This window comes from Inquilinus sp. YAF38, from assembly GCF_052113205.1.
Classification (GTDB): Bacteria; Pseudomonadota; Alphaproteobacteria; order DSM-16000; family Inquilinaceae; genus Inquilinus.
This window is the reverse complement of record NZ_JBFRCU010000029.1, coordinates 63,509-77,544: the sequence shown is the minus strand read 5'-3', so window position 1 is coordinate 77,544 and position 14,036 is coordinate 63,509. Positions and strand designations below refer to the sequence as shown.

General features: G+C 70.4%; 12 protein-coding genes. 9 read left to right on the top strand and 3 right to left on the bottom strand.

The window, feature by feature from the left end; all coding sequences use genetic code 11:
* Positions 1-319 (bottom strand): hypothetical protein (locus AB4Z01_RS15500; protein WP_441695034.1); only part of this gene is annotated, 319 nt, incomplete at its 3' end.
* Positions 320-498: 179 nt separating this feature from the next.
* On the opposite strand from AB4Z01_RS15500, the gene AB4Z01_RS15495 reads away from it, so the two are divergent.
* The 9 genes from AB4Z01_RS15495 (at position 499) to AB4Z01_RS15455 (ending at position 11,172) form a co-directional block, all read left to right on the top strand.
* Positions 499-1,584, top strand: coding sequence for a LacI family DNA-binding transcriptional regulator (locus AB4Z01_RS15495; RefSeq protein WP_441695032.1), 1,086 nt, complete (start codon positions 499-501; stop codon positions 1,582-1,584).
* Between the two features lie 63 nt (positions 1,585-1,647).
* Entirely contained in the window at positions 1,648-2,922 is a 1,275-nt protein-coding gene (locus AB4Z01_RS15490; RefSeq protein WP_441695030.1) for an extracellular solute-binding protein, read from the top strand.
* 163 nt (positions 2,923-3,085) lie between these two features.
* Complete coding sequence (locus AB4Z01_RS15485; RefSeq protein WP_441695028.1) at positions 3,086-3,931, top strand: carbohydrate ABC transporter permease; 846 nt, start codon at positions 3,086-3,088, stop codon at positions 3,929-3,931.
* Positions 3,928-4,773, top strand: coding sequence for a carbohydrate ABC transporter permease (locus AB4Z01_RS15480; protein WP_441695026.1), 846 nt, complete (start codon positions 3,928-3,930; stop codon positions 4,771-4,773). Before AB4Z01_RS15485 ends, AB4Z01_RS15480 begins: the two co-directional genes overlap by 4 nt.
* Before the next feature lie 14 nt (positions 4,774-4,787).
* The gene (locus AB4Z01_RS15475) at positions 4,788-5,828 is read left to right on the top strand and encodes an ABC transporter ATP-binding protein (protein WP_441695025.1); all 1,041 of its coding nucleotides are present in this window, start codon (positions 4,788-4,790) and stop codon (positions 5,826-5,828) included.
* 226 nt (positions 5,829-6,054) lie between these two features.
* Positions 6,055-7,338, top strand: coding sequence for an amylo-alpha-1,6-glucosidase (locus AB4Z01_RS15470; protein ID WP_441695024.1), 1,284 nt, complete (start codon positions 6,055-6,057; stop codon positions 7,336-7,338).
* 2 nt (positions 7,339-7,340) lie between these two features.
* Positions 7,341-8,384 carry a zinc-binding dehydrogenase gene (locus AB4Z01_RS15465; RefSeq protein ID WP_441695022.1) on the top strand — a complete coding sequence of 348 codons (1,044 nt, stop codon included), beginning with the start codon at positions 7,341-7,343 and terminating at the stop codon, positions 8,382-8,384.
* Complete coding sequence (locus AB4Z01_RS15460; RefSeq protein ID WP_441695020.1) at positions 8,381-9,367, top strand: Gfo/Idh/MocA family protein; 987 nt, start codon at positions 8,381-8,383, stop codon at positions 9,365-9,367. Before AB4Z01_RS15465 ends, AB4Z01_RS15460 begins: the two co-directional genes overlap by 4 nt.
* A complete protein-coding gene (locus AB4Z01_RS15455) occupies positions 9,367-11,172 on the top strand; it encodes a glycoside hydrolase family 36 protein (RefSeq protein ID WP_441695019.1) in 1,806 nt (601 codons plus the stop codon). The genes AB4Z01_RS15460 and AB4Z01_RS15455 overlap by 1 nt, the downstream gene beginning before the upstream one ends.
* Here AB4Z01_RS15455 and AB4Z01_RS15450 read toward each other — a convergent pair.
* Both AB4Z01_RS15450 and AB4Z01_RS15445 read right to left on the bottom strand, forming a co-directional pair.
* A complete protein-coding gene (locus AB4Z01_RS15450; protein WP_441695017.1) occupies positions 11,153-12,511 on the bottom strand; it encodes a four-carbon acid sugar kinase family protein in 1,359 nt (452 codons plus the stop codon). The two genes, AB4Z01_RS15455 and AB4Z01_RS15450, sit on opposite strands and share 20 nt — an antisense overlap.
* A 250-nt stretch (positions 12,512-12,761) precedes the next feature.
* A complete protein-coding gene (locus AB4Z01_RS15445; RefSeq protein WP_441695016.1) occupies positions 12,762-14,006 on the bottom strand; it encodes a ribulose-bisphosphate carboxylase large subunit family protein in 1,245 nt (414 codons plus the stop codon).
* Positions 14,007-14,036: the final 30 nt, after the last annotated feature.

Here is a 14,036-nt window from a genome sequence, read left to right as displayed (position 1 = left end):
TCGCCAGCTTCACCCGCAGGTCGTGCCAGTCCTCCTGGGCCGATTCGCGCTTCGCCGCGGCCTTGCGCCGCTCGTCGCGATGATTGGCGAACTTGTCCTCCAGCAGCAGGGTCTGCCGCAGCGACTTGGCGACCACGGCGATCCGCTTGCAATAATCGGCACCGGGCTGCGGTGCCTCGACCGCTTCGGTGCGGGTGGCTTCCATGATCTCCATCTGGATCTCGGCCGCCCGGGCGAGCATGCGCAGATGCCGCGCCGCCCGCTCCTCCTGGGGAGCGGCCGGGGCTTCCGACATCCGATCGGTCTGCGCCTTGTCCATGGAACATAGCATGAACGAGGTCGCCGATTAATACAATTGCACAATGTGTTTACTAATTCCGCCCCGATCGACGGAGGGGCCAGCGGTGCCTCGCGCTTGACCGGATTTCGAATCCGCGACACATTTCCAAAACGTTTTGGATAATGCCCATGCGCGATCCAAATCGTTTTGAGGTGCAAATGGCGGGACAGGGAGGCCTGCGGGTGACGGCGCAGCGGCAGATCCGCTTGAAGGAGCTGGCATCGAAGCTCGGCCTGTCGCCGACCACGGTGTCGCGCGCCCTCGCCGGCTATTCCGACGTCAACGCCGAGACCCGCCGCCGGGTCGAGGAGGCCGCCCATACCCATGGCTATGTCGCCAGCCGCATCGGCCGCATGCTGGTCTCCGGCCGCACCAACATCGTCGGCGTGCTGCTGCCGATCAGCGTCCCCAGTTTCATGGACGATTTCCTGGGCCAGTTCCTGTCCGGCGTCGCCGACGGGCTGGCCGGGCGCGGCCGCGACCTGTTCCTGGCCGCCGTGCCGCGCGGCCAGGATGACCTGACGGTGCTGAAGCACGTCGTCGACGGCGGCCATATCGACGCCGTGGTGATCAACCGCGTCACCCATGACGACCCGCGCGTGCGCTACCTGATCGAGCGAGGCTTCCCCTTCGTCGCGCATGGCCGGCTGCTGGCCCCGCCGCCGGCCTATCCCTGGTTCGACACCGACGGCGAGGCTGCCTTCGCCGGGCTGGTCGACCGGCTGCATGCGCTGGGCCACCGCGAATTCGCGCTGCTGGGGCCGAGCGAACCCTACAGCTATGCCGAGTTCCGGCGCCGCGGCTTCGAGGGCGCCCTGGCCGGGCATGGCATCCGTCTGGCGCCGGACCGGCTGCCGGCGGTGCCGGTCGCCGACCGCGCCGCCGCCATCGCCGCGGCGCAGCGCCTGTTCGCCCTGAGGCCGCGCCCGACCGCCATCATCGGCATGACCGACCGGCTGGCGCTGGCGGTGATGGAGGCGGCGCAGGAGGCGGGCCTGCGCATCCCGGGCGACCTGTCGGTGGTCGGCTTCGACGACGTGCCGATCGCCGCCTATGCCCGGCCGCCGCTGTCGACCTTCGCCCAGGACATCGAGCGCAGCGCCGCCATCATCGCCGACATGGTCATCGACGCCATCGAGAAGGGACCCGAGGGGGTCAAGCCGCGCCTCGTCGAGGCGGAGTTCGTCGCCCGGGCCAGCCACGGCCCGGCCCCGAAGCCACGGAAACGCGCCCGCCCCGGGTGACCAGGGTCGGCGTGAATTGGACCGGCACCGTGAGGCCGGCCGCAGACAAGAGGGAGGACAGGAATGACCATCCGGACCACAGCCGCCGCTTTTGCCGCGGGCCTGATCGGCCTTGGCCTAGCCGGCGCCGCCGGCGCCCAGGAGATCCTTTTCTGGTCGACCCAGGCGACGCCGGTCGAGGAATCGCAGGCGATGCGCGACAGCGTTCTGGCCGGCTTCGGCAAGCCGGTGACCTATTCGGCGCAGGAGCCGGGGCCGTTCATGACCCGGATCCAGGCCGAGCTGAAGGCCGGGTCGGGCGCCGTCACCGTGATCGGCGGGCTGCATGGCGAGTTCGCCAGCATCCCGGACGGGCTGGTCGACCTGGCCGGCATCGTGCCCGACGGCGCCATCGCCAAGCCCTATCTCGACCTCGGCAAGCTCGGCACGGCCGAGCAGAAATACCTGCCCTGGATGCAGGCGACCTATGTCATGGCCGCCAACAAGCAGGCGCTGCAATACCTGCCGCAGGGCGCCGACATCAACGCGCTGACCTATGACCAGCTGGCCGCCTGGGGCAAGGCGATGGCCGCGGCCGCCGGATCGCCCAAGATCGGCTTTCCGGCCGGGCCGAAGGGGCTGATGCACCGCTTCTTCCAGGGCTATCTGTACCCGTCCTACACCGGCTCGCCCGTGGTGAAGTTCAAATCGCCCGAGGCCGAGGCGATGTGGAATTCGTTCCGCGACTTCTGGACCACCTCGGTCACCCCGGCCTCGACCCGCTATGCCTTCATGCAGGAGCCGCTGCTGACCGGCGAGGTCTGGGTCGCCTGGGACCATGTCGCCCGGCTGAAGGACGCGCTGAACCAGAAGCCGGACGAGTTCGTGGTGTTCCCGGTGCCGGCCGGGCCGGCCGGGCGCGGCCATATGCCGGTGCTGACCGGCATCGGCATCCCGAAGACCAGCAATTCGCCGGAGGACGCCAAGGCCCTGGTCGCGCATATGGAGAAGCCCGAGAACCAGGTCGCGATGATGAAGGCGACCGGCTTCTTCCCGGTGGTCGAGGTCAAGCTGCCGGACGACGTGCCGGTCAGCATCAAGATGCTGCAGCCGGTGGTGGCGGCGCAGAGCGCGGCCAAGGATTCCCTGCCGGTGCTGCTGCCGATGGGGCTGGGCGACGCCGGCGGCCGCTACAACAAGGTGTTCAGCGACACCTTCYAGCGCATCGTGCTGTCCGGCCAGGACGTGCGCGAGGTGCTGGACGAGCAGGCCCAGAGCCTGCAGGCCATCTTCGACGAGAAGGGCGCGCCGTGCTGGGCCCCGGATCCGGTGGGGACGGGCCCGTGCAAGGTGCAGTGATGCCGTCCCCTCACCGTCATTGCGAGGAGGCGCAGCCGACGAAGCAATCCATCGTCCCGCACGAGCGGCTGCATGGATTGCTTCGCTACGCTCGCAATGACGGTTTGGGGAATTCCGAACAGCCTCCTTTCCTGGCTGCCGCACCTGACCGACGGAGCCCGCCATGAGCGACGCCCGGTTTCTGCCTTACATCCTGCTGGCTCCGGCCACCGTGTTCCTGCTCGGCTTCTTCCTGGTGCCGTTCGGGCAGGTGGCGGTCGAGGCCTTCACCCAGTATGGCCATCTGTCCTTCGGCAACTTCCAGTCGATCGCGCGCGACTGGAAGTTCTGGCCTTCCGTGCGCAACACCTTCGTGCTGACGCTGATCCTGGTGCCGCTGCAGATCGCCCTGGCGCTGGCCATGGCCAGCCTGGTGATGGCGCTGAAGCACGGCCGCGACGTGGCGCTGTACATCTTCACCATCCCGCTCGGCATCTCCGACCTCGCCGCCGGGCTGATCTGGCTGGCCATCCTCGAGCAGAACGGCTTCCTGAACAGCGTGCTGTACTATGTCGGGCTGATCCCGGGCCCGAAGCTGCTGCTGAGCTACCAGAGCATCGTGGCGCTGTTCGCCGCCATCATCATCGCCGAGCTGTGGCGGGCCACCGCCATCGTGCTGGTGATCCTGGTGGCCGGCATGTCGCTGATCCCGAAGGAGTACTACGAGGCGGCGGAGGTGTTCGGCGCCAGCCCGTGGAAGCGCTTCGTCCGGATCACCCTGCCGCTGCTGCGGCCCAGCCTGCAGACCGCGCTGATCCTGCGCACCATCCTGGCCTTCGAGGTGTTCGCCATCGTCCTGGTGCTGGCCGGCAACAACCTGCCGATCCTGATGGGCGAGACCTTCAACTGGCAGTTCGCGCTGCAGGACCGCGCCGGGGCTTCGGCCTACGCCATGGTGATCCTCGGCATCTCGATCGGCTTCACCCTGGTCTTCCTGTGGGCGCTGGGCGAGAGGAAGGAAACCCGATGACCGCCGTTACGCCCGACATCGTCGCCGCCCCGGCCGCGGAGGCCGCGCCGGGCCGCTGGGGGATCCGGATCTCGACCATCCTCTTGTCCCTCTGGGTGCTGATGCCGCTGTACCTGCTGGCCGTGAACGCCTTCAACTCGCGCGAGGCGGTGACCGGCTGGCCCAAGGCCTTCGTTCCGACCTTCGACGTCGACAGCCTGTCCTTCTTCTGGAACTACGCCGGCGTCGCCCGGGCGCTGTTGAACTCGATCCTGGTCGCCGGGCTGACCATGATCCTCTCGATCGGCATCGGCGCCCCGGCCGGCTATGCCCTGGCGCGCTTCCGCTTCCGCGGCAAGGGCAGCTTCCGCCTGCTGGTGCTGATGACCCGGGCGTTTCCGCTGCCGCTGCTGGCCCTGCCGCTGGCGATCTTCTACATCCGCACCGGGCTGGACGACACCATCTGGGGCCTGGCGCTGGTGCACACCGTGCTGGCCCTGCCCTTCGCCATCCTGATCACCTTCTCGCTGTTCACCAGCATCCCGGTGGAGCTGGAGGAGGCGGCCTGGACGCTGGGCTGCACCCGGGTCCAGGCCTTCCTGAAGATCGTCGTGCCGCTGGCCCTGCCGGGCATCGCGGCCTCCGGCGTCTTCGCCTTCGTCACCTCCTGGAACGAGGTGTTCGCGGCCTCGGTGCTGACGGTGCAGAACCAGACCCTGACCGCCTTCCTGCTGACCAGCCTGGACGTCTCGCCCCTGCCCCTGAAATTCGCCGGGGCGCTGGTGCTGGTGGTGCCGGCATTGGTCTTCCTGTTCCTCATCAGAAAATACCTGTTCTCCCTCTGGGGCATCGCCAACCGCTAATCGGAGATCCCGACATGGCTGACATCGACATCAAGGGCGTCGAGAAGCGGTTCGGCAGCTATGTCGCGCTGCACGCCATCGACCTCACCATCCGCGACCAGGAGTTCCTGGTGCTGCTCGGCGCCTCGGGCTGCGGCAAGACCACGCTGCTGCGCATCGTCGCCGGGCTGGAGACCGCGACCAGCGGCGAGGTGCGGATCGGCGGCCGCCGGGTCGACGGGCTGGCGCCGCGCGACCGCGGCATCGCCATGGTGTTCCAGAACTACGCCGTGTTCCCGCATATGACGGTGTTCGAGAACATCGCCTTCGGCCTGCGCATGAAGAAAATGCCGGAGGCCGATGTCGACCGGAAGGTCAGGCGCGCCGCCGGCATGATGCATATCGACCAGCTGCTGCAGCGCTATTCCGGCCAGCTGTCGGGCGGCCAGCGCCAGCGCGTCGCCGTGGCCCGGGCGCTGGCGGTCGAGCCCGCCGTACTGCTGATGGACGAGCCGCTGTCGAACCTCGACGCGCTGCTGCGGCTGGAGATGCGGGCCGAGCTGAAGGGCGTGCTGCAGGAGAGCAAGACGACGACCATCTACGTCACCCACGACCAGGTCGAGGCGATGAGCCTGGCCGACCGGATCGCGGTGATGAACGGGGGCCGCATCGTCCAGGCGGCGCGGGCGACCGAGGTCTATGCCGACCCGGCGACGCGCTTCGTCGGCAGCTTCATCGGCAACCCGCCGATGAACTTCCTGCCGGCCGAACCGAACGGGGCCGGCCTCGAGGTCGCCGGGCTGACGCTGGAGCCGCCGAAGGCCGCGTCCGGCCGGATCGAGTTCGGCATCCGCCCCGAGGATGTCGAGATCCGCGGCGACGGCCTGCCCGGCGCGATCCGGGTGGTCGAGCCGCTGGGCCCGCACAAGCTGCTGACCGTCGACGTCGCCGGCCACCTGTTCCGCGCCGTGGTCGACAACGAGCACGCGGTCGAGCCCGGCCAGGCGATCAGCCTGCGGCCGAAGCCGGGCCGCGGGCGCTGGTTCGACGCCGAGACCGGCCTCGCTTTGCAATGACACCCCTATGAAACAGTCGTCGAATTGGTCACCACCTCGTCATCCCGGGCGCAGCGCAGCACGAAGTGGTGCGCTGCAGAACCGGGACCTCCGCAACGACGGTCCCGAGATCCCGTGTCTACGCAGCGGCACTTCGCGCCGCAGCGCGCACGGGATGACGATTCCTTCATAGGCTTACCAACATGCCTCCCCTTCCCTTTGTCCTGAGCCATACCGGAGCCTTGCCGTGACCTTCGACGACAGCACCGCATTCGAACGGGCGGCGACCGTTCTGTCCGAGAACGATCGCGGCACCTACACCGTCCCGACCAAGGGGCTGTATCCGTTCCAGTGGAACTGGGATTCCTGCCTGACCGCGCTGGGCCAGCGCCATATCGACGAGGCCCGCGCCTGGACCGAGATCGAGACCCTGGCCGCGCATCAATGGCCGGACGGGATGATTCCGCACATCATCTTCCATATGTATGACGACGGTTATTTCCCGGGCCCGGATGTGTGGAAGACCGGCCGGCCGGTTCCGACCTCCGGCATCACCCAGCCGCCGGTGCTGGGCTTCGTGCTGCGGCGCCTGTACGAAGAGGCGAAGGACACGGTGCTGGCCGAGGCCAAGGCGCGGGTGCTGATCGGCGCCGCGGATGCCTGGCACCGCTGGTTCTACTCTGCCCGCGACCCGGAGGGCACCGGCCTGGTCGCCATCCTCCACCCCTGGGAATCCGGCCGTGACAATTCCTGCGACTGGGACGCCGCGCTGGCGCGGGTGCCGACCGACGGGGTCGAGCCCTATCAGCGCCGCGACACCAGCCATGTCGACGCCGCCCAGCGCCCGCTCAAGGCGGAGTACGATCGCTATCTGTGGCTGGTGCAGCACTTCCGCGGGCTGGGCTGGGACAATGCCAGGCTGCACGACGCCTCGCCCTTCCGGGTTGTCGACCCCGGCTTCAACGCCATCCTGATCCGCTCCGACGAGGACATCGCGGCGCTGGGCGAGGCGCTGGGGATGACCGGGCTTGCGGCTGCCGCACGGGCTCGGGTGGCGAAGGCTCGCGCCGCCTTCGAGCGACTGTGGAGCGAGCAGCACGGCCAGTATCTGTGCCTCGACCGCGTGACCGGCGAGTTGGTCGAGAGCCGCAGCGTCGGCGGGCTGCTGCCGCTGTTCGCCGGGCTCGGCACACCGGAACGGCAGCGGGCGCTGGCGGCCCGCATCGCCGAATGGCGCGGCGCGACCCGCTTCGGCATCGCCAGCCACGACCCGGCCGATCCACGCTTCGAGGCCAAGCGCTACTGGCGCGGGCCGGTGTGGCTGATCGTCAGCTATCTGGTCGCCGACGGCCTGGCCCGCTGCGGCCTGGCCGAGGAAGCCGATGCCGTGCACCGGGACAGCCTGAAGCTGATCGAGGGCGGCTTCGCCGAATATTACGACCCGGTCACCGGCGAGGGGCTGGGCGGCGGCAACTTCACCTGGACCGCCGCCATGGTCGCCGAGCTGGTGCGGAAACGGGCGGTCGCCTGACCATGCCGACCGCCCTGCTGCTGCGCGGCCCGCGCGCGCTGGATTTCGAGAGCTTCGAGCACCCGCCCCTCGGCCCGGAGGAGGTGCGGATCCGGACGCTGTATTCCGGCGTCAGCGCCGGCACCGAGCTGTCGCAATACCGCGGCACCAGCCCCTTCATGGCCAAGCGCTGGGACGAGGCCAGCCGGCTGTTCCGCGCCAGCGACACGCCGAGCTGGGATTATCCGGTGCGCAATCTGGGCTATGAGGAGGCGGGCGAGATCACCGAGGTCGGCAGCGGCATCGCCGACCTGCGGCCAGGCCAGCGCGTCTACGGCACCTGGGGGCACCGCACCCACCATGTCGCGGCGCGGGAGGCGGTGCGGCTGCTGCCGGAGGGCGCCGATCCGCGGATCGGCATCTTCTCGCATATCGGCGCGGTGGCGCTGAACGGGGTGCATGACGCCGAGATCCGGATCGGCGACGTCGTCGTGGTGTTCGGCCTCGGCGTGCCCGGCCAGATCGTGGCGCAGGCGGCGCGGGCCTCCGGCGCGCAGGTGATCGCGGTCGACCCGGTGGCGTCGCGGCGCGAGACGGCGCTGCGGCTGGGGGCGGCGGAGGCGCTGGACCCCGCCGCCGGGTCGGTCGCCGAGATCGTCAAGGACAAGACCGGTGGGCGCGGCGCCGATGTGGCGATCGAGGTGTCCGGCGTCCCGGCGGCGCTGGCCGAGGCGATCCGGGCGGTGGCCTATTCGGCCCGGGTGGTCGCGCTCGGCTTCTTTCAGGGCGAGGCGCGCGGCCTGCATCTGGGCGAGGAGTTCCACCACAACCGGGTGCAACTGGTCTGTTCGCAGATCTCCGGCGTCGCCCCCGGCGCGAGCTATCGCTGGTCGAAGCCGCGGCTGTGGCAGACCGCGGTGCGGCTGCAGCATGAGGGGGTGCTGGACCTGCTGCCGCTGATCACGGCGGAGGCGCCGTTCCGGCAGGCGCCGGCGCTGTTCGAGCGGCTGGACCGCGGCGACCCGGATGTGTTGCAGACCGTGCTGACCTTCGGAGACGAGACATGAAACCGCTGCGTGTCGGCATCCTGGGCGCCGGCGGCATCGCCGCCCGGCATGCAGCGGCGATCGCCGCCCATCCGGAGGCCACGACGCTGGTCGCCTGCTGCGGCCGCGACCCGGACAAGGCCGGCGCCTTCGCCGCCGCGCATGGCGGCCGGGCCTACACCGATCGCGAGCGCATGCTGGACGAGGCGGCGCTGGACATCCTGATCGTCGCGCTGCCGCCCTTCGCCCATTCCGACGAGGTCGAGAGCGCCGCGCGGCGCGGCATCCACCTGCTGCTGGAGAAGCCGATCGCGCTGGACGGCGACCATGCCGACCGGATGGTGGCGGCCGCCGAGGCCGCGGGCATCAAGACCCAGGTCGGCTTCATGGGCCGCTTCGGCGCCGCGGTCGAGCGCTGGACGGCGCTGGCTGCTGCCGGCGAGACCGGCCGGCCCGGGCTCTACTCCGCCCGCTTCCACTGCAACGCGCTGCACGCACCCTGGTGGCGGGAGAAGGGGAAATCCGGCGGGCAGATGGTGGAGCAGCTGATCCACATGATCGACCTGGCGCGTTACCTGCTGGGCGACCCGGCGACGGTCTATGCCCGCACCGCGACCTTCTTCCATGGCGGGGTCGAGCGCTACGACAGCGACGATCTGAGCGCCATGCTGCTGGGCTATGACGACGGCCGCGTCGCCCTGCTGAACGCCACCAACGGCGCCGTGCCCGGCCGCTGGGAGAAGGAGATCCACCTGGTGGCGGATCGGCTGACCGGCCATTTCACCGACTGGAACACCGCGACGCTGACCCGCAGCGAGGGCGAGCCGGCGACGGAGCGCATCGCCGGCGACCGCGACGTCTTCGCCGCCCAGCTGCTGGACCTGGTCGACGCCATCCGCAGCGGCCGCCCGGCCCGCACCCCGATCCGCGACGGCGCCCGGTCGCTGCACCTCGCCCTGGCGGCGCTGCGCTCGGCGGAGGAGCGGCGCGAGGTGGCGTTTTGATGCGGTTCGACGCCGACGCCCTTGGGTTTCAGGGCACCGCCCTTCGCCTCGCCGAGATCGTGCCGGTCGTCGACGGCAAGGCGGTCGGCGGGTCGCCCACCGTCCGGCAGGAGGCCGGGGGCTGGGTTGCGGAATGGCCGGTCGAGGGCGGGCGGTTCCGGCTGGAGGTCGAGCATCGCGACTTCGCAGACACGCCGGGCGTTGCCCTCCGCTTCGTGCTCGACGGCTGGCCGGCCGGTCGGCCGCTGTCGGCGCTGGGCATCCAGATCGGCCAGGTCGGACCGGCCCGGGCCTTTCTGCGCACCGGCTATCACAGCTGGGATGGCAGCTTCTTCGTCACGCCCGACCGGCTCGCCGGAGACGAGAAGGCGCGGACCGGATACGCCGTGACCCAGCTGTTGCCGCGCGAGGGCGGTGGCGGGGTGGTGCTCGGGGCACTGCGCCACGACCGGTTCCAGCACCGCTTCGGCTATCGGCCGGCGGAAGACGGCTTCGCCATCACGCTGGAAACCCTGTGGGACCACGCCCCGCAGGACGGGCACGCCGTCTCCGAATGGTTCGCCTTGTTCGAGCATGCGGAGGTGGAGGACGGGCTGCGCGTCTGGGCCCGGGCGGTGGCGGAGCACTCGCCCTTGCCGCCGCGCGTGTCGGACGAGCGCATCACCGGCTGGTGCTCCTGGTACAGCCTCTACGCCGCGATCACCGAGGAGACCCTGCTCGATCATCTCGAGGGCGCGCGGCAGGCCAAGGCCGAGGGGCTGCCGCTGCGCGTGTTCCAGATCGATGACGGCTTCACGCCGGAGATGGGCGACTGGCTGGAGGTGAAGCCGCAATTCCCGCGCGGCATGGCGCCGCTGCTGGCCGACATCGCCGCCGCCGGCTTCGTGCCCGGGCTGTGGATCGCGCCCTTCCTGGTCGGCAACCGCAGCCGGCTCTACCGCGACCATCCCGACTGGGTGGTGCAGCAGCGCGACAAAGACGCACCCGTCGTCTACTCGAAATTCTACGGCGAGTTTCGCTGGCACAAGCGCAGCGAGGAATACTACGTCCTCGACGTCACCCACCCTAAAGCCGAGGCCCATATCCGCGGCGTGTTCCGGACCTGGGCGCGCGACTGGGGCTGCCGCTACTTCAAGACCGACTTCATGAATGCCGGGTCGGAATTCGGCCCCGACCGCGCCCGCTGGCACCGGGACGGGCTGACCCGGATCGAGGTGTGGATGCGGATGGCCCGGCTGATCCGCGAGGAGATCGGCGACGCGCTGTGGCTCGGCTGCGGCTCGCCGATCTTCGCCCCCGTGGGGCTGGTCGACGCGGTGCGCATCGGCTGCGACATCGGCGTGTCCTGGAGCGGCCACCAGTCGGCGGAATCCTTGCTGCGCGACCAGACCACCCGCAGCTTCGCCAACGGCATCCTGTGGCAGGCGGACCCCGACTGCATCCTGCTGCGCGACCGCTTCCACGAGCTGTCGGACCTCGAGGTCGAGTCCCTGGCGCGGTTCGCAGGCCTTGCCGGCGGCGTGCTGATGACCAGCGACCATCTCGGCGAGATTTCGCCGGCGCGCAAGGCGCTGCTGCGCGAGCTGCTGGCCGACGGCAAGGCCCGGCCCTGCGACTTCCCGCGTCTCGGTGCCGCCGTCGGCCGGCCAGACCCGGACCTGATCGTGCAGCGGGTGCGCGGCGCCCCTGGCGGCGAGCTGGTCAACCTGTTCAACGCCAGCGACGGTCCCTTCGAGGACACGGTGCCGGGCGTCGGCACCGTGTCGCTGCGGCCGCACGAGAGCTCTACCCGCCCCCGGCCTTGATCCGCAGGAAATAGTCAGGCGCGCCCATCTGGCCGCCCTTCAGCGCGATCTGCAGGCCCGCCAGGTCGTCGCCATGCGCCTGGAACAGCGCCGCCCCGGGGACGGTCGGGGCCAGTGCCGTGAGGGCGTGGATGCCGAGGACGCCGGCGCCGTAGCCCGAGGTGTCGCCGCCGGCGATGATGCCGCGCTTCAGCCCCGCCCGGTGCAGCACCTGCTTCAACGCTGTGCCGAGGCCGGTGCCGATGCGCTCATTGACCACGGCCGGATCGGCGCCGGAGGCGGCGAGGGCCTGGTTGAGGGCTGCAACGGCCGGATCGTCCGGGCCGCGGGCGGTGAACAGCAGCGGGTCCCGCCCCTCACCGATCGCGGCCAGCGCGGCCTCGACCGCCCGGCCGATCTCGGAGGTCCAGGATGCGGCGTCGACGGCGCGGCGGGCGTCGACCGGGACCGGATGGAAGCCGTGCTCCAGCGCATGGGCGATCTGGGCCGCGGTCTGCGGCGCGCAGGAGCCGGAGATGACCGCGACATGATCGACTCCCCCGGCGCCGGGCACCGGCGGCGGCGGTTCGATCAGCCCGGCCTCTCGCCAATGGGCCAGCAAAGCGTATTCCAGCCCCTGCGATCCGATGGCGAACAGCCGCTGGCCGCGGTTGCGCCAGATCAGGCCGCCGACCGCGGCGAGATCGGCCTCGTCGGCCGCGTCGAAGGCGACGATCTCGGCGCCGGACGCATTCTCCCGGTTCAGCGCGGCCTGGCCCCCACCGGAGCGCAGGTCGGTGAGGTCGACGAGGCCGATCCCCCGGTCGGTCTGCGGCGCCAGATGCCGCCGGATGTCGGCCTCGTGCATCGGCGTCACCGGATGGCGGCTCATCGTCGGGTGCCGGTCGAGGCGATGCACCGCGCCGCCGAAGGCGGCGAAGAGGTTGCCGAAGCACTGCCAGCGCCCGATCGCCGGCGCCGCCACCACGAACGGATGCCAGGCGCCGCCGAGCCGCGGCAAAGCGAGGTCGACGGCCTTGCCGATCGAGCCGACATGGGGCGCGGAATCGAGGGTCGAGCAGATCTTGTACTGCGCGATCGGGGCGCCGAGCCCGGCCAGGGTCTCGAACACCGGCGGCAGGTGCCGGTCCATCCAGGCCGGGTCCTTCGACCGCGCCACCCCGGCGATGCCGATGCCGCGATAGCCGGCGAAGGCGGCGAGACGCTCCGGCGTCGGGATGTCGAGGAACAGCACCGAGGGCACGCCGCCGAAGGTCAGCACCTCCATCACCGCGGCGGCGCCGGTGAAGTCGTCGCCATACCAGGAGATGAGCGGGCCGGGGGGGAGGGAGGAGGTCATGGCTGGGCTCCCTGGATGGCCCGTCTCTTGCCGTTTTCATCCTCCCCCTCCCCTTGCGGGWGGGGGTAGGGGGAGGGGTTTGACGCCGCTGGAACCGATATCGGACGGGCGACAAGATCTGGCCGCGGTCCCGGATGAACTCGCCGCAGTTCTCTTCGATCGACGCCCCCTCCCCCAACCCCCTCCCGCGAGGGGAGGGGGAGAGTGGAAAGCTGGGTCGGGTCGAACGTCGGGATTCCAGAGAGGTCTCTCATCCCCTATAAGCCTCCAACGCCTGGGCCAAGGCGGGTCGGGTGCGGGCGTGATCCGCGAGAGCCACGCCCCCGACCGCGGCCTCCCAGGCCTCGCGCAATGCGGCGACACCGGCCGCCGGCCCTCCGGGGTGGGCCATGATGCCGCCGCCGGCGGCGAAGATCAGGTCGGTCGAACCCAGTGCCTGCCACGTGCCCGGCGCCTGCCGCACCGTTTGGCCGGAGGAAAAGACCGGCATGATCGGGCACGGCTTGTCCGGGAACAGCGGGTTCAGGCAGGCCCGGGCCGAGGCGATGACGCTGTCGTCATCCTCCGAGAACTTGTTGGCCAGGCCGTTGACATGGATGTGGTCGGCCCCGGCCAGCCGCCAGACCTTGTGCCAGGCAATAAAGCTGAAGCCGAGCAGCGGGTGGCGCGACAGGTACCCCCAGCCGTTGCGATGGGCGTGGATCGGCAGCGCGCTGTGGCGGCCGAGCGCGATCATGCCGGCGAGCCCGACCGAATTGACGCTGGCCATGACGCAGGTGCCGCCGAGCGCCTGCACCAGGTCGTGCCGGCGCCGCATCTCGTCGAGGTCGCCGGTCAGGTTGAAGGCGAACATCGCCTTGCGGCCCTTGCGCTCGGCGACGTCGTTGACCACCCGCATCACGGCGCGGGCGCGGTCCTCGAACGGGCAGGCCGGGCCGTCGGCCTGCAGCTCGTCATCCTTGATGAAGTCGATGTCGGCCTCGGCCAGGGTGCGGACCAGATCCGCCGTCTCCTCCGGCCCCAGCCCGACGCTGGGCTTGACGATGGTGCCGATCAGCGGCCGGCCCTCGACCCCCGCCAGGCGCCTGGTGCCGGCGATGCCGAAGCGCGGCCCGGCATAGGCCGCGGCGAACGCCGGCGGCAGGCGGATGTCGAGCAGCTTCAGGCCGGAGAACTGCTTCAGCTCGAACAGGTTGCCGGCCACCGTCGCCATCAGGTTCGGCAGCGACGGCCCGAGATTGGCCAGCGGCCAGGACAAGGTCAGCAGCGCCCGGACGACCGGCCCCTGCCCGCCCGCTCCGGGCAGCGAAGGGGCAGAAACCTCGCCGACCACCTCCAGCCGCTCGACCCGCGCCGCCGACCGCTCCTTCAGCGCCGGGGTCTCGCCTGGCACCGCGACGAAAGTGCCGGAGGACTGCTCGCCCGCCATCGCCTCGGCTGCCGCCCGCGGGTCATGGGCCGTCTCGATCAGGTAGTCGGCCTCGATGCGCTCCATCCCTGCCCTCTCCGCTCGACGGCGATGAAT